This is a genomic window from Kitasatospora sp. NPDC088783 (assembly GCF_044750705.1).
GTDB lineage: Bacteria > Actinomycetota > Actinomycetes > Streptomycetales > Streptomycetaceae > Kitasatospora > Kitasatospora fiedleri.
Genome location: NZ_JBIVKJ010000018.1, coordinates 82,430 through 98,517 on the forward strand (window position 1 = coordinate 82,430; position 16,088 = coordinate 98,517).

13 protein-coding genes are annotated in these 16,088 nt (G+C 67.2%); 7 read left to right on the top strand and 6 right to left on the bottom strand.

The genetic code is table 11. The features are described from left to right. Nucleotides 1-78: 78 nt before the first annotated feature. The 5 genes from dndB (at nt 79) to ACIP60_RS32960 (ending at nt 6,904) form a co-directional block, all read left to right on the top strand. Entirely contained in the window at nt 79-1,209 is a 1,131-nt protein-coding gene (gene dndB, locus ACIP60_RS32940; RefSeq protein ID WP_400691687.1) for a DNA sulfur modification protein DndB, read from the top strand. After that, nucleotides 1,206-2,753 (top strand): DNA phosphorothioation system sulfurtransferase DndC, encoded by a 1,548-nt coding sequence (gene dndC, locus ACIP60_RS32945; protein ID WP_400691690.1) that lies wholly within the window; start codon nt 1,206-1,208, stop codon nt 2,751-2,753. The genes dndB and dndC overlap by 4 nt, the downstream gene beginning before the upstream one ends. Beyond that, nucleotides 2,740-4,719, top strand: coding sequence for a DNA sulfur modification protein DndD (gene dndD / locus ACIP60_RS32950; protein WP_400691693.1), 1,980 nt, complete (start codon nt 2,740-2,742; stop codon nt 4,717-4,719). Before dndC ends, dndD begins: the two co-directional genes overlap by 14 nt. Continuing rightward, nucleotides 4,709-5,086 (top strand): DNA sulfur modification protein DndE, encoded by a 378-nt coding sequence (gene dndE, locus ACIP60_RS32955; RefSeq protein WP_400691696.1) that lies wholly within the window; start codon nt 4,709-4,711, stop codon nt 5,084-5,086. Before dndD ends, dndE begins: the two co-directional genes overlap by 11 nt. Nucleotides 5,087-5,242: 156 nt before the next feature. After that, complete coding sequence (locus ACIP60_RS32960; protein WP_400691699.1) at nt 5,243-6,904, top strand: PE-PGRS family protein; 1,662 nt, start codon at nt 5,243-5,245, stop codon at nt 6,902-6,904. On the opposite strand, the gene ACIP60_RS32965 is transcribed toward ACIP60_RS32960, so the two are convergent. The 5 genes from ACIP60_RS32965 to ACIP60_RS32985 all read right to left on the bottom strand — a co-directional run bounded on the left by ACIP60_RS32965 (nt 6,834) and on the right by ACIP60_RS32985 (nt 10,547). Beyond that, on the bottom strand, nt 6,834-7,679 hold the full coding sequence (locus ACIP60_RS32965; protein ID WP_400691701.1) for a PE-PGRS family protein: 846 nt from the start codon (nt 7,677-7,679) through the stop codon (nt 6,834-6,836). The two genes, ACIP60_RS32960 and ACIP60_RS32965, sit on opposite strands and share 71 nt — an antisense overlap. Nucleotides 7,680-7,801: 122 nt before the next feature. After that, nucleotides 7,802-8,329 carry a hypothetical protein gene (locus tag ACIP60_RS32970; protein WP_400691704.1) on the bottom strand — a complete coding sequence of 176 codons (528 nt, stop codon included), beginning with the start codon at nt 8,327-8,329 and terminating at the stop codon, nt 7,802-7,804. 318 nt (nt 8,330-8,647) lie between these two features. Next, on the bottom strand, nt 8,648-9,604 hold the full coding sequence (locus tag ACIP60_RS32975; protein WP_400691707.1) for a pirin family protein: 957 nt from the start codon (nt 9,602-9,604) through the stop codon (nt 8,648-8,650). 85 nt (nt 9,605-9,689) lie between these two features. After that, the gene (locus ACIP60_RS32980; protein ID WP_400691710.1) at nt 9,690-9,926 is read right to left on the bottom strand and encodes a hypothetical protein; all 237 of its coding nucleotides are present in this window, start codon (nt 9,924-9,926) and stop codon (nt 9,690-9,692) included. 132 nt (nt 9,927-10,058) lie between these two features. Continuing rightward, a complete protein-coding gene (locus ACIP60_RS32985; protein ID WP_033251964.1) occupies nt 10,059-10,547 on the bottom strand; it encodes an SseB family protein in 489 nt (162 codons plus the stop codon). A 213-nt stretch (nt 10,548-10,760) separates the two neighbouring features. Between ACIP60_RS32985 and ACIP60_RS32990 the strand changes: the two genes are divergently transcribed. Together ACIP60_RS32990 and ACIP60_RS32995 are read left to right on the top strand one after the other, a co-directional pair. Next, nucleotides 10,761-12,590, top strand: coding sequence for an acyl-CoA dehydrogenase (locus ACIP60_RS32990; RefSeq protein ID WP_400691713.1), 1,830 nt, complete (start codon nt 10,761-10,763; stop codon nt 12,588-12,590). Between the two features lie 289 nt (nt 12,591-12,879). Next, nucleotides 12,880-14,181, top strand: coding sequence for a M18 family aminopeptidase (locus ACIP60_RS32995; protein WP_282202080.1), 1,302 nt, complete (start codon nt 12,880-12,882; stop codon nt 14,179-14,181). 51 nt (nt 14,182-14,232) lie between these two features. Here the strand turns inward: ACIP60_RS32995 and ACIP60_RS33000 are convergent, their stop codons facing one another. Further along, on the bottom strand, nt 14,233-16,053 hold the full coding sequence (locus ACIP60_RS33000) for an NHL domain-containing thioredoxin family protein (RefSeq protein WP_400691717.1): 1,821 nt from the start codon (nt 16,051-16,053) through the stop codon (nt 14,233-14,235). Nucleotides 16,054-16,088: the final 35 nt, after the last annotated feature.

Sequence of the window (16,088 nt, forward strand, 5' to 3'; positions counted from 1 at the left end):
GACCCCCAGGCAGTCTTCGGTAAGCAGGACACGTCGCAAACGTTAAATCGGTGACGTGGCTACGATACCCTTGCGCAGGTGGGCACGCGTACATCTACCAAGACAGGCACAAGGACGTCATCGGGTTTCGAGTACGTCTTCCCTGCCATCCGAGGGGTACAGGCTGGGCGAGAGTTCTACGTCTCCATGTGCCCGTTGCGGCTGATCCCGAAGATCTTCCTGTTCGACGACGAGGAGCTCGCCGCCGAGGTCAGAGCTCAGCGCGTGCTCAACAAGGGCAGGCTTCCGGCTCTCGCGAAGTACATCCTGGACAACCCGGACAACTACGTCTTTAGTGCCCTCACGGCGTCCGTCGACGGCGAGATGATCTTCGAGAGCATCCACGACGAGGGTCCTGGCATGCGCGCCGGCCAGATCCGCATCCCCATGGACGCTCGCTTCCTGATCAACGATGGCCAGCATCGCCGGGGCGCGATTGAGCTGGCCCTCAAGGAGAACCCCGACCTCGGCGACGAGACCATCGCGGTGGTGTTCTTCCACGACACAGGACTTTCTCGCTGCCAGCAAATGTTCGCTGACCTCAACCGGCATGCGGTCAGGCCGCCGCGGTCCATCGGCGTGCTTTACGACCACCGCGATGAGGACTCTGCGCTCGTCCGCCTCTTGGTGCTGCGGTCATCAGTGTTCACCGGCCATGTGGAGATGGAGAAGAGCACCCTCTCTTCAAGCTCGCGCCGGCTCTTCACTCTGAGTGCCCTGTACTTCGCCACCCAGTCGCTACTGCAGGGAATTGAGCTGGCCAGTCAGGAGCAGGCGGTGTCCCTGGCGCAGACCTTCTGGGAGACGGTCGACGCGGCCATCCCTGAGTGGCGCTTGGCGCGCGAACGCAAGCTGTCCGCGCCGGATATCCGGCGGGACTTCATCCATAGCCACGGCATCGCCCTGCATGCTCTTGGCCGCCTCGGAAACACGCTTCTGCGCGAGTCAACAGACCCGACAGAGTGGACACCAAGGCTAGCGCCGCTCAAGCAGGTGGACTGGTCCCGCACCAACCAGGACTGGGCCGGCAGAGCCATCGTGGCGGGACGGGTCTCCAAGAACCATCAGAACGTGACGCTGACCGTGAACTATCTGCGCCATCACCTGCAGCTTCCCCTCGGCGCCGAGGAGCAGCGGGTTGAGGATGCGTACATGCGAGGAGACGAATGACCACCCTCCCACTCGTCCAGGTACGACGCCCGCTCTTCGGAGGCCGGAAACTTGCGGAGGTCGTGGGGGAGCTCGCTGAGGAGATCCGTGAGCTCTACACCGCGGACCAGGTCCCGTGGGTCGTTGGCTACAGCGGGGGCAAGGACTCCACCGCCGTCCTCCAGTTGGTCTGGCTCGCGCTGCAGGGGCTGCCGGCCGATCAGCGAACCAAGCCGGTTCACGTGATCAGTACCGACACCCTTGTTGAGAACCCTGTTGTCGCCATGTGGGTCAAGCACTCGCTGGAGAAGATGCATCAGGCGGCTGTCGATCAGGATCTTCCGATCCAGCCGCATCGCCTGACGCCGAAGATCAAGGACAGCTTCTGGGTGTCCCTGATCGGCCGGGGCTACCCCGCACCGCGCCCGAAATTCCGCTGGTGCACCGAGCGTTTGAAGATCAGGCCGTCCAACGAGTTCATCCGCAGCGTCGTGCAGGAGCACGGCGAGGCCATCCTCGTGCTGGGCATCCGTAAGGCGGAAAGCCAGGCGCGTGCCCGGGCCATGGCGAAGCACGAAGAACGACGTGTTCGCGACCGCCTCTCTCCGAACGGCAACCTGCCCAACTCCCTCGTTTACAGCCCCGTGGAGGCGTGGACCAACGAGGACGTATGGGCCTTCCTCATGCAGCAGGAAAACCCCTGGGGGTACGACAACAAGGACCTCCTGACCATGTATCAGGGCGCCTCGGCAGACGGCGAGTGTCCGCTCGTCGTCGACAACACCACACCGTCCTGTGGTTCTAGTCGATTCGGATGTTGGACCTGCACCCTCGTCGAAGAGGACAAGTCCATGTCAGCCATGATCCAGAACGATGACGAGAAGGAGTGGATGCTTCCGCTCCTGACTCTGCGCAACAAGCTGGACGCGCCTCTCGGGCATGACGAGGAGACGGGGAAGCCGCTGCCAGACAAGCCGATCCGCGACTTCCGGCGCATGAACGGCAGCGTGATGCTCTTCGGGGACGGGGAGGACGTTGTCCACGGGCCGTACAAGCAGTCGGCCCGGGAGGAATGGCTGCGGGACCTCTTGGAGGCGCAAACGTGGGTGCGCGAGCACGCTCCTGAGAACGTGCGGGACATCGAGCTGATCACGATGGACGAGCTGCACGAGATCCGTCGGCTCTGGGTGTTTGAGAAGCATGAGGTGGAAGACTCTCTCCCGCGTATCTACCGCGAGACCACAGGTGTGGACTTCCCTGGCCGCACACTGGATGCCCAACTGGTCTTGGGCGCTGATGAGATGAAGATCCTTGAAGAGATCTGCCAGGGCGACACCTTGCATTTCGAGACAACCAGGGCACTGCTCGGAGTGGAGCGGAAATACCGCACCATGACCCGCCGTTCGGGCCTGTTCAAGGCGTTGGAAGACACCATCAAAAAGGGCTACTACGTCGACCAGGAGGACGCCCTCGCCTTCGCCCAGCGTAAGAGGGCCTTGCGTTCACGTAGGTCCACCACGCCCAGCATCTTCGACGAAGAGAACAGCGCCAATGCTCCTGAATAAGATCACCCTGGAGAACTTTGGGGCCTACCGAGGTCGTCACTCACTCGAACTCACCCCGAAGAAGAATCGTCCGATCGTACTGATCGGAGGCCTGAACGGATGCGGCAAGACCACGCTGCTTGACGCGATCCAGCTGTCTTTGTACGGCAGGCGTGCCAACTGCAGTGCTCGCGGCGGCCGTAACTACGAGTCGTTTCTGCGCGAGAGCATCAACAGGCAGGTTGAGGCCGGCGAGGGTGCATCGGTCGCGATCGAGTTCTCAATCGCAGTAGAGGACAAGGAGAAGATTTACACGGTCGTCCGTAGTTGGGGCGCCGATGGCAAGGATACCCTGAGGGTTGAGATCGATGGAGTCCTTGAGCCAGTCATTGCCAATGGGTGGCTCGAGCACGTAGAGGAAATACTTCCCTTCGACCTCTCTTCCCTGTTCTTCTTTGACGGGGAAAAGATCGAGGCGCTTGCTGACCCGGAGCAGGCCGGTGCCGTGATTCGGACTGCAGTCCGATCACTCATGGGGGTTCATGCAGTCGAGCAGCTGCGTACTGACCTGGCCGCCCTGCAGCGCCGTCAGGAGATGACTCCCAAGGACCAGGAACTCATGGCTGTGCTCGAATCCCGGGAGGCCGAGTACGAGGCGGCTGTGAGCGCCGTGGATTCGGAAGTTCAGAAGCGCAGCAGGCTCAAGACAGACCTGGACCGTCTCCAAGGCCAGTTGGAGCAGTCGGAGAGCGACTTCGAGCGCGAGGGGGGACGGCTCTTCGAGCGCGTGAAGGACCTTGAGGCTGACCGTGGGCGGGTGAAGTCACAGGTCGAGGCCACGTCATTGGCTCTGGTGAGCATTGCGGGTTCGTCTCTCCCCCTGCTTCTTCTTCAGGATCAGCTGGAGATGCTGGGTAAGCAGGCCGAGCAGGAGAACGAGGCGTCCAAGGCGTCTCAAGTCGTGGATGTGCTGGCGGACAGGGACGAGTGGCTTCTTGGTCTGCTTGATGGCCTCCCGAACTCCGCACGCCTGTCGGTGTCGCGGAAGCTCGCCTCGGACCGAAAGAAGCGTGCCGCGGTTGCCAGCTGGGAGCACGGGTTCCGTCTTCCGCACGATGCCGTGGCCCAGTTCGCGGTTCTCCGCCAGACACTCGCTCACGACCGGAAGCGGGCAGGCGAGCTCCTGGGCGAGTCCGCGGACTTGCAGGACAAGTTGGACACTCTTGATCAGCAGCTCTCGAGCGTCCCCGACCAGACCCGCGTTGAGTCGATCATGGCCAAGCGGCGAGAACTTCACGACCAAGTTGCTGTAGCACGAGCCGACCACGACCGATCGAGCGCCATCATCGAGGACCTGAAGCGCCGACGCGACCAACTGGAAGCCGCCGTAACCCGTGCCCGCAAGGAAGCGGGCGACTCTACGTGGGATGCAGAGGCCGCAAAGAGGCTCTTCGACTATGCCGAGCGTACAAGAGGCACTCTCACGCAGTTCAGTACCGCGCTCGTCAAGCGCCATATTGGGCTCCTGGAAGTGGCGGTCCTGCAGAGCTTCAACGAGCTCATGCGTAAGCGCGGGCTAGTCAAGAACCTCCATATCGATGCGGAGAGCTTCGCCCTGAAGCTGTGGGACGAGGAGGGCGAGGAGCTCAACCTTGGCCGTCTCAGCGCTGGTGAACGGCAGCTCCTTGCTATCTCGCTCCTGGCTGGTCTGATGAAGGTCGCAGGAAACCGCCTTCCCAGTGTCATCGACACACCACTGGGTCGGCTCGACAGCCAGCACCGTCAGCATCTCGTCGACCGCTATTTCCCCAACGCTGGCCGCCAAGTGCTGCTGCTCTCCACCGATGAGGAGATCGACGAGCACTTGCTCGCCCGCCTGAAGCCGTCGATCTCGCACACCTACATGCTGGTCCACGACGATACAGAGCTCACCACTGCTGTCGTCCCCGGATACTGGTGGACATCAGGAGCCGTCCATGTCGCTTGAGATCATTCGCCTGTCAAAGACTGCCCGTGATCAGCTCGTCTGGATCAAGCGCCATACCGGAATCTCCCACTGGAACGTGCTGTGTCGCTGGGCGCTCGCCGTCTCCCTGAAAGATCCCAGCACGCCACTGGTCCGAGAGATCGTCACGGACTCGAACGTAGAGATGAGTTGGCGGACCTTCGCCGGCGAGCACGGAGACATCTACATGGCGCTGATCCAGCAGCGCTGCGTCTCCGATGGCGAAGAACCAACCGAGAAGAACGTCGCCAACACGCTTCTGGTACACCTTCATCGTGGAGTGGGATACCTCCACGGGATGCGGGACATGAGAAGCATCAACGAGTTGATCGGTCTCGCTACCAAGTGAAACTGCGGTGGGGTCGGGCAGGCCGCCCGACCCCACCAAGTCCGTACCGGGCGGTAGGGCTAGTCGTGCCCCAACGGGGGCGGCGACGGTGAATTCCGCCAGCAGGGCCGATCAATTGGCTTGTGCTGGACAGGAGTGAGGGGACACCAAGACGATATGCACCGCTGGACTCCTCTCAACGAGCGTCAGCTCGCACTCCTGACTCGTATCGGTGATGGAGCCAACCCTGTTACCTCGGACGAACCCGCGCTCGCTCTCACTGTGCGGGCACTCAAGGAGCGGGGGCTGGTTCTCATGCCGAGGACCGCCGAGAAGAAGTGGCTGGCGGAGATCACCGACGTCGGACAGTTCTATCTGGAGCATGGCTATCACCCGGATCGGCCGGCCAAGCGGCCCGGCCGGTCTGCAGATCGTGATCAAGTTCAGGAACCCGCTGCAAAGGCCCATAGGCAGGATGCTCAACCAGACGACGGGGCCAGGAGCCCGAAGCCGCTGACTCCTACCCGTTCAGCCCGCCCGCTGCCGCCTCCCCGCTCGGTGACTGGCCTAGCTTTGATCGAGCAGGTCCAGCAGGCCGGGCGCTTCCTACGTATCTCGGACCCGCCGCCCGAGGAACGTGCGCGGCTCCGGCGGGCCTTCGATGCCGCCCGGGAGTATGCGCCCGACGGCTATCAGCTGAAGTACAGCGGGCGGGAGAAGGGAGACTTCTTCCTCGGCCTGCTGCGGACGAACGGGCTCGACGAGACCGAGTGGAACCGGATCCGCCTCCAGCGCAGCCGGGTCATCACCGACGTCGACGACGTGATCGCGGCGATCACAGCCGACCACAGCGCCTTCGAGATCTCCGAGGAGGTGCTCCCACGAGTGCTGCCGATCGTCCGTCTGATCGCCGAGGAAGCCCTGGCGAGGCACGGGGACGTCACGATCTCGAAGAAGCGACGGCAGGCCAGGCCGATGCTCAACGTCCACGGCCGGACCTGGGAGATCGGTTTCAAGGAGCGGCAGCAGCAGGTCAAGTACGTGCCTGTCCCCAAGGGGCGGCGCAAGACGTACGACTGGCAGCGGGTCACACCCGCCTACCGAACCGAGCCGTCCGGAGAACTCGACCTCTACCTGGTCGAACCCCATCCCTACGGCTACAACCACGCCAGCGCCTGGAAGAAGGAGTACTGCGACAGGCCCGACCGCCCGTTGGAGGAACAGATCGGCAGTGCCTTCCGGGCACTCAAGGCGCACGCCGAGGACCAGGAGAAGCGCCGCCTGGCGTACGAAGCCGAGCAACGACGCCTTCGGGAGGAACGGGAGCTGGCGGAGACCGAGCGGCGACGACTGGAGGCCGAGGAGAAGGAGCGCAAGCAGCGGCAGTGGGAGAAAGCCGTCGCCGCCGCCAAGGTCCACGCCGCCGAGGCTGCGCGAGCGGAGACCTTCGCGGCAGCCCTGGACCGGTGGCGTGCTGCAGCTGAGATCCGCCGGTTCTGCGCGGAGCTGGAGGAATCCGTGTCCCGCGCCACGTCCGTCGCGGAGGCCGGGCGCCTGCGCCAGTGGGCCGATTGGGGTGCGAAAGAAGCCGACAGGATCGATCCGACGTCGCCCGGCCGCGGGCTCGGCGTCGAGGACTTCGAGACCGAACCCACTGACGAGGCCCTGCGTCCCTTCCTCAACGGCTGGAGCCCGCATCAGCCCGTCAAGGAGACACCGCCGGCCGAGCCCGCCCAACCACCCCGTGAGGCGGCCCCCTGGCGCGACCTCAGCGCCTCACCTCGGGACCAAGGCTGGAGATACGGACGCCAAGGTCGCGCTCAATGGTGGAGGCAATGACGCCGTGCCCTCGCTCGCGCAACGCCTTCACGGCCCGCTCGATCAGGGTGTTCAGCCGTTCCACCTCTTCGCGGAGGGCAAGCAGCTCGTCATAGCGGTCCACCCGCTCCTGGCCGCACCACTCGCGGACGGTGCGGAGGGCGTCGTCCTCGGTCTTCAGTTTCCCGTCGTCCCGGCGGCGCTCCCAGGAGTGCCATGACGGAAGGGCCCGCTCGCGGTCCACGGCTTCCTGCCGACGATCGACCTCCGGCAGGATCTCCTCGGCCAGCACCTTCGCAGCCCGCCGGGCGATCCGCTCGACGACCGGCCAGCCCGCCAGGCACAGCCCGGACCGGGTCTCGTAGACCATCGGATCGGCGCGCAGTTCGGTTGGATCGAGGTCCAGACGACGCGCTGTGGCATCGAGATCGGTCAGCTCCAACACGCCGGCGTCAGCCACACCCTTGCGCAGCCGGACCTGGCTCTTCGGGCGGACGAACCCCAGGACCGTCCGGGCCGCCTCGAACTCGGGACTCTTGCGCACCTGCCGGGACGCTTCGGTCAGCCTCAGTTCCGCAGCATCGTCAGCACGGAAGACCTCCACGTCAGCCCACCGGGCGACCAGTGAAGCCCGTGCCACCCATTCCTGCAGCCCAGCCTCCTCTCCATCGAGGAACCGAACGTGCACCTGGGCTGACCGACGCGGACCGCTCTCTCGGACGATCTCCACGCGGCGGACCGCGCTGCCAAGCATCTTGGGCTGGGCACGATAGGCCCAGTTCTCGTTGATCTCCATGTACCTATTGAGCCAAAGCGGCGTTCTGCCGCACTACTGCTTCCTAGGACCGTTACCGGCCGGAAACGGAGTTCGGACCGTTGTGATGACACGCGGCGGACGACGGTTCCATGCGGCTGGTCTCACGAACCACGCTCGGTCTTGAGCCGCGTATTCTCGGCCTCCAAGGCCGCGATACGTTGTTCAAGCTGGGTGCGGGTGAGGCGGTTGCTCTTGGGGGCTGGAACGGGGGCGTTTCTGGCATTTGGTGGTTCCACTACAAGCCCGAGTGGCTCGTAGGCCACGATGACCGAAGGGTCTTTGCCACAATCCGGGCACCGCATCGACGATGATCCGTGCATCGTGGGATTGGCCATGGAGCAGTGCCGCTTCGTCTCCACGATGTGGCTGCAGTAGAGACGTACGCGCCAGCGCATGATCTGATGATCTGAGGTCTTGAACGATCCCATCATCTCAAGCGCCTTTTCGCGGCGAGCGTTCCGCTGCCGCCAAAGCTCCGGATTCGCCGCCTCCTCGGCTTGCCACTCTTCAACCTGCTTGTTGACGGCGTCACGGATCTGATCTGAGGTCTTCTGTGAAGCATGATCTCGCCGAGTCAATTCATAAGCTTCGAGCGGGACTCCATGTCTCTGATGAACAAAATCGGCCATATGTGAACCGTATCGATGGCTGGATCTTACTGCCCAGGATGACCGTTTGGTCTCCGCCAATCGGCCATATATCGAAGTGTTTAGCGGTGTGATGCCTGTATTGGATCGCAAGTGATCATTCGATGACTGGATAACAGCCAGCTGTCCGATGCCAGCATGAGACCAGGTGACTCCGCCTTCCCACCCTGTCGCCGTCAGGCGTTGTTGGGGCGCGGCCGTCCGGGCCGGAGACGCCGGTCTCAAGGTTCTCGGTGCATGCATGGCGAGGCCCCGGCCGCACAGGTGCGGTCGGGACCTTGTCCGGCGTGGCGATACGGGTCAGTTGGTGTCGGCGGGGACGGTGCCGAGGCGGCCGGCCTGGAAGTCCTCCATGGCCTGCTGGAGTTCGCGGTGGCTGTTCATCACGAACGGGCCGTAGTGGGCGACGGGTTCGCGGATCGGGAGGCCGCCGAGCAGGACGACCTCGAAGTTGGCCGAGCGCGAGTCCTGCTTCTCATCGGCGCGGATGGTGAGGCTGTCGCCGTCGCCAAAGACCACGGCCTGGCCCATGTGGAACGGACGCCGTTCCTCGCCCGCCGAGCCGCTGCCGGCCAGGCCGTAGGCGAGGGCGTTGAAGTCCGGGCGCCAGGGCAGGGTGACCTGGGCACCGGGGTTCACCGAGACATGGATCATCGTGATCGGGGTGTGGGTGGCACCCGGGCCCTGGTGGCCGTCGAGCTCGCCGGCGATGACCCGGAGGAGACCGCCGCCGTCGGCCGAGGCGAGGAGCTTGACGCTGCCGCCGCGGATGTCCTGGTACTTCGGGGCGATCATCTTGTCGGAGGCGGGCAGGTTCACCCACAGCTGGAGACCGTGGAACAGACCACCGGACATGACCAGCGACTCGGGCGGCGTCTCGATGTGCAGCAGGCCCGAACCCGCCGTCATCCACTGGGTGTCGCCGTCGGTGATGGTGCCACCACCACCGTGCGAGTCACGGTGAATGAACGTGCCGTCGATGATGTAGGTGACGGTCTCGAAGCCCCGGTGCGGGTGCCAAGGCGTCCCCTTCGGCTCGCCAGCCTGATAGTCCACCTCGCCCATCTGGTCCATCATGATGAACGGGTCGAGGAACTTCTGGTTGATCTTGGCGAAGGCGCGGCGGACGGGGAAGCCCTCGCCTTCGTAGCCCTCGGGGGCGGTCGCGACGGCCAGAACCGGGCGGGCGTTGGCGCCCTCGGCGGGGGCCGCGACGCGCGGCAGGATCAGCGGGTTCTCTACGGTCACGGCAGGCATGTCGGCCTCCTCGATGGTTCGGTTTCGGACGTTCAGCTGCGTTTCCGCAGGTCAGACCCCTGTTGCCACTACTGCCCCAACTGGACTAGCTTTTGGGCTCGCCGGCCTCGTAGTCGACCTCGCCCATCTGGTCCATCATGATGAACGGGTCGAGGAACTTGGTGTTGATCTTGGCGAAGGCCCGGCGGACGGGGAAGCCCTCGCCCTCGTAGCCCTCGGGGGTGGTGGCCACGGTGAGGACCGGCCGGGCGGTGCTGTGCACCGGGTCGGGGCTGGTGACGCGCGGCAGGGTCAGCGGGTTCTCGACGGTCACGGCGGGCATGTCGGCCTCCTTAGGCGGGTCTGTGGCCTACGTCCACCACAGTAGTTCAATCATCAACCACTCGCAAGGTTGAACGTTGAACTACTTGGACGCATTCCCGTCCGGCGGGAGGCGCGGGAGGAGGGGGAGGGGTCAGCCGTACATGCGGCGCATGGTGAAGTCCACCATCTGCTCGACCGCCCGCGCGTCGAAGACCATCCGGTGCTCGCCCTCCATGTCGAGGGCGAAGCCGTAGCCGGTGGGCAGCAGGTCGAGGATCTCCGCGCCGGTCACCGAGAAGTGCTTGGACTCCTTGCCCGCGTACCGCTTCAGCTCCTTGAGCGAGCTGAACATCGGGATGACCGGGGTCGGGGTGTTGTGCAGGGCCAGGAAGCCGGGGCGGTCGCCGCGCGGGCAGTACACCTTGGAGGTGATGAAGATGGCCTGGAAGTCCTCCACGGGCATCGCGCCGGTGGTGAAGGCGCGCACCGCGTCCGCGAGCGAGGGCGGCGAGGGCTCGGGGTAGAGCGACTGCTGGGCGGCCTGCGGGTCGCCGTACCCGGGGCCGGGCATGCCGGACATCCCCTGCTGCATCTGCTGCTGGTAGGGGTCCTGGTAGGCGCTCTGCTCGTAGCCGTACACGGGGACAAGGCTATCGGGCCGCGCCCCGCTTGGGGGCGGGTGATCCGCACAATCCGGCCCGGGGGGCCATTGTGGGACGTGACCACGTTCATAGCTCCGTCACGTCAGGGGGCTTGAACAAGTTACCAACCGGTAGCATCATGGGGCGTACTGGTGGGTAAGCGGTGCGCCGGAAGCGGCCGCCCGTGGAGCAGACGAACCGGAGAAACGGTCATGGGTCACTACAAGTCCAACCTGCGGGACGTGGAGTTCAACCTCTTCGAGGTGTTCGGCCGCGACCAGGTGTACGGCACCGGTCCGTTCGCCGACATGGACGTCGACACCGCGAAGAACATCCTCAGCGAGATCTCCCGGCTGGCCGAGAACGACCTCGCGGCCTCCTTCGTCGACGCCGACCGCAACCCGCCGGTGTTCGACCCGGAGACCAACACGGCTCCGATCCCGGAGACCTTCAAGAAGAGCTACCAGACCTTCATGGACGCCGAGTGGTGGCGCCTGGGCATCCCGGAGGGCATCGGCGGCCAGGTCACCCCGAACTCCCTGGTCTGGGCGTACGCGGAGCAGGTGCTCGGCTCCAACCCGGCGATCTGGATGTACTCCTCCGGCCCGGCCTTCGCCGGCGTCGTCTACGACGAGGGCACCGAGGAGCAGCAGAAGGTCGCCCAGCGGATGGTCGAGGGCCTCTGGGGCGCCACCATGGTGCTGACCGAGCCGGACGCCGGCTCGGACGTGGGCGCCGGCCGCACCAAGGCGGTCAAGCAGGAGGACGGCTCCTGGCACATCGAGGGCGTCAAGCGCTTCATCACCTCGGGCGAGCACGACATGTCCGAGAACATCATCCACCTGGTGCTGGCCCGCCCCGAGGGCGGCAAGCCGGGCACCAAGGGCTTGGGCCTGTACATCGTGCCGAAGTTCGACTTCGACTGGGAGACCGGCGAGCTCGGCGAGCGCAACGGCGTCTACGCCACCAACGTCGAGCACAAGATGGGCCTCAAGGCGTCCAACACCTGCGAGATGACCTTCGGCGCCAAGCACCCGGCCAAGGGCTGGCTGCTGGGCGAGACCGTCGACGGCATCCGCCAGATGTTCAAGATCATCGAGTTCGCCCGGATGATGGTCGGCACGAAGGCCATCGCCACCCTGTCCACCGGCTACCTGAACGCGCTGGAGTACGCCAAGGAGCGCGTGCAGGGCGCCGACATCTCGCAGTTCATGGACAAGACCGCGCCGCGCGTCACCATCACCCACCACCCCGACGTGCGCCGCTCGCTGCTCACCCAGAAGGCGTACGCCGAGGGCATGCGCGCCCTGGTGCTCTACACCGCCTCGGTGCAGGACGACATGCTGGCCGCCCGCCTGCGCGGCGAGCACGACGCCGCCGCCGAGCGCCTGAACGACCTGCTGCTGCCGATCGTGAAGGGCTACGGCTCGGAGAAGTCCTACGAGCAGCTGGCCCAGTCGCTGCAGACCTTCGGCGGCTCCGGCTACCTGCAGGAGTACCCGATCGAGCAGTACATCCGGGACGCCAAGATCGACACCCTGTACGAGGGCACCACCGCCATCCAGGGCCAGGACTTCTTCTTCCGGAAGATCGTCAAGGACGGCGGCCAGGCGCTGACCGCCGTCAACGAGCAGATCACCAAGTTCCTGGCCGCCGGCGAGGGCGGCGCCGAGCTGGCCGCCGAGCGCGACCTGCTGGCCAAGGCCGCCGGCGACCTGGAGGCCATCGTCGGCACCCTGATCGCCGACCTGTCGTCCGTCGAGCAGGACGTCAAGAACATGTACAAGGTGGGCCAGAACACCACCCGCCTGCTGCTGGTCTCCGGCGACGTGGTGGTCGGCTGGCTGCTGCTGCGCCAGGCCGCCGTCGCGCTCGCCAAGCTGGAGGCCGGCGCCTCCGAGAAGGACGTGCCGTTCTACCGCGGCAAGGTCGCCGCGGCCAAGCACTTCGCCCGCACCGTGCTGCCGACCACCGCCGCGCAGCGCCAGATCGCCGAGAACATCGACAACGAGCTGATGGAGCTGGCCGAAGAGGCGTTCTGACCCGGCGCCCGCCACAGGACCGCCCGACCCACCCTCACGCCGCGGGGCCCGGTACTCCACCGGGCCCCGCGGCGTTGTCCGCTCCGGGGGCGCTCGGAGTCACTTCCGGGGCGCTCCGGGGCCGCTCCGAGCCGCTCCGGGGCGGCCCGGCCGCGGCGCCGGGTCGCGGCCCGTTCACTGTTGTGTCACCGTTGCGGACTTCCCGCGGCCCTGTCCGTGTACGGGCATATGCTCATGGTGCGGACCGGCAACCCCACCAGGCCCGCCCCGCCCTCTACCCAGGAGCAAAATGTCGACCGTCGCCCGAACGGCCCACTTCGACCGGAAGCACACGGACGACCTCATCGCCTTCCTCGCGGCCTCTCCCTCGCCGTACCACGCGGTGGCGAGCGCGGCCGAGCGGCTGGAGCGGGTCGGCTTCCGCCGGGTCAACGAGACGGACGCGTGGGACGGCGACGGCGGGGGCCGCTACCTGGTGCGCGGCGGCGCCCTGATGGCCTGGTACGTGCCGCCGAACGCGACGGCCGCGACCCCGTACCGGGTGGTTGGCACCCACACCGACTCGCCGAACCTGCGGGTCAAGCCGGTCCCGGACACCAGCTCGGCCGGCTGGCGGCAGATCGCCGTGGAGATCTACGGCGGCGTCCCGCTCAACACCTGGCTCGACCGGGACCTCGGGATCTCCGGCCGGCTCGCGCTGCGCGACGGCACCACCCGCCTGGTGCACCTGGACGAGCCGCTGCTGCGGGTGCCGCAGCTGGCCATCCACCTCGACCGCGGGGTCAACGACGGCCTCAAGCTCGACCGCCAGCGCCACCTGACGCCGATCTGGGGGATCGGCGGCACCACCGAGGGCGCCCTGCTGGAGTACGTCGCCGGGAAGGCCGGGCTGGACGCCGCCGACGTGGCCGGCTGGGACCTGATGGCGCACGACGTGCAGCCGCCCGCCTACCTGGGCCGCGACCGCGAACTGCTGGCCGGGCCGCGGCTGGACAACCAGCTGTCCGTGCACGCCGCCACCGCCGCGCTGGCCGCCGTCGCCGAGGCCGGCGCGGACCTGCCGTGCATCCCGGTGCTGGCCGCGTTCGACCACGAGGAGACCGGCAGCGAGTCCGACACCGGCGCGCAGAGCCCGCTGCTGGGGAACGTGCTGGAGCGCTCCTGCCACGCCCGCGGCGGCACCCTGGAGGACCGCGCCCGGGCGCTGGCCGGCACCGTCTGCCTCTCCTCCGACATGGGCCACGCGGTGCACCCCAACTACAGCGAGCGGCACGAGCCCGGCCACCACCCGATGCCCAACGGCGGCCCGATCCTCAAGGTCAACGTCAACAACCGGTACGCCACCGACGGGGTCGGCCGGGCGGTGTTCGCCGCCGCCTGCGAGAAGGCCGGCGTCCCGTGGCAGTCCTTCGTCTCCAACAACGCGATGCCCTGCGGCACCACGATCGGCCCGATCACCGCGGCCCGGCTCGGCATCACCACCGTCGACTGCGGCATCGCGGCGCTGTCCATGCACTCCGCCCGCGAGCTGTGCGGCGCCGAGGACCCGCACTACCTGGCGAGCGCGATCAAGGCGTTCCTGGAGGGCTGAGCGGCATCCCGGACGACGGGGGCGGGCCGGCGGCCCGCCCCCGTCCGCGTCTCACTCCATCCCGGCCAGCACCAGCGGCAGCCGGCTCGCGCCGCCCGCCACCAGCTTCACCGGCACGCCCCAGTCCTGCTGGTGCACGTGGCAGGCCGGGTACTCGACCGCCGGGTCGTCGTCGCAGGACGCCGCCATCGCCGAGACGTGCAGCACGCCCTCGGCCACCTCTCCGGAGAGCACCAGCTCGCGGCCGAGCGCGCTGTCCGCGCCCGCGCCCGACACCAGCAGCTCCGGCGGCGTGGCGCTGACCAGCAGCCGGGTGGACGGGCCGTAGCGCTCGTCCAGCTTCTGGCCGGACGGCGCGGAGAACACCACGTCCAGGCGGAACGCGCCCGGGGCGACCTCGGTGGCGGCCCGCCGGGTGCGGTGCGCGACGGCCTCGACCCGGACCGCCTCCTCGGGCAGCCGCAGCCTGGTCAGCCGGTGCCGGGCGGACTCCACCACCACGATGTCCCCGTCCACCACCACCGCGCCGGACGGCTCGCGCAGGTCGGTGGCCAGCGTGCTGACCTCGCCGGTCGCCGGGTCGTAGCGGCGCAGCGCGTGGTTGTAGGTGTCGCTGACGGCCACCGAGCCGTCCGGGAGCACGGTGACGCCCAACGGGTGCTGGAGCAGCGCCTGCCCGGCCGCGCCGTCCCGGTGCCCGAAGTCGAACAGGCCGGTGCCGACGGCGGTGCGCACCTCGCCGGTTCCACGTGAAACCCAGCGCAGCGCGGAGGTCTCCGCGTCGGCCACCCACAGCCGCTCGCCGTCGGCGGACACCGCCAGGCCGGATGGCTGGGCGAACCACGCCTCCGCGGCCGGACCGTCCACCAGGCCCTCGTTGGTGGTGCCCGCCGCGACGGCGACCGTCCCGGCCACCGGGTCGAAGGACCACAGCTGGTGCACGCCCGCCATCGCGATCCACACCCGGCCGTCGAAGAACGCGACGTCCCACGGCGAGGACAGTTCCACCTCGCGGGCCGGGCCCGCGGTCGGCGAGCCCTGCCACCACTGCTTCCCGGTGCCGGCCAGCGTGGTCACCCGGCCGTCCGCCAGCCGGACGCCGCGCAGCGCGTGGTTGACGGTGTCGGCCACCACCACGTCGTAGCCCAGGTCGAGGCCCGCCGGCACCAGCGCCAGCCCCTGCGGCTCGCTGAACCGCGGCTCGACCCCGTCCACCAGCCCGCGCACGCCGTCACCGATCCGCCGCACCACCCGCTCGCCGTCCTCGGCCAGCTCCACCAGCGCGTGGTGCCCCGAGTCCGCGACCAGGTAGTGCCCGTCCGGCAGCCGCACCGCCTTCCCCGGGAAGCGCAGGTCCCCCGCCTCCGGCTCGGGCGCCACGTACGGCCCGTCGCCGCGCCGCAGCGTCCCCTTCGCCGCGTGCTCGGCCTCCAGCTCCTCCACCAGCTTCGCGATCGCGTGCGCATGCCCCTCCCCGGCGTGCTGCGCGACCACGTACCCCTCCGGGTCGATCACCACCAGCGTCGGCCAGGCCCGCACCGCGTACTGCTTCCACGTCACCAGCTCCGGATCGTCCAATACCGGATGGTGCACCTCGTACCGCGCCACCGCGTCCACCACCGCCCGGTGGTCGGCCTCGTGGACGAACTTCGGCGAGTGCACGCCGACGATCACCACGGTGTCCCGGTGCCGCTCCTCCAACTCCCGGAGCTCGTCCAGGACGTGGAGGCAGTTGACGCAGCAGAAGGTCCAGAAGTCCGCGATCACGATCTTGCCGCGGAAGTCGACCAGCGACAGGTCCTTGCCGCCGGTGTTCAGCCATCCGCCCTTGCCCACCAGCTCGGGGGCCCGGACGCGTGCACGAGAAGTCATGCCCCCAGTCAACCGCATCGGGCCGAGGGCGCTGA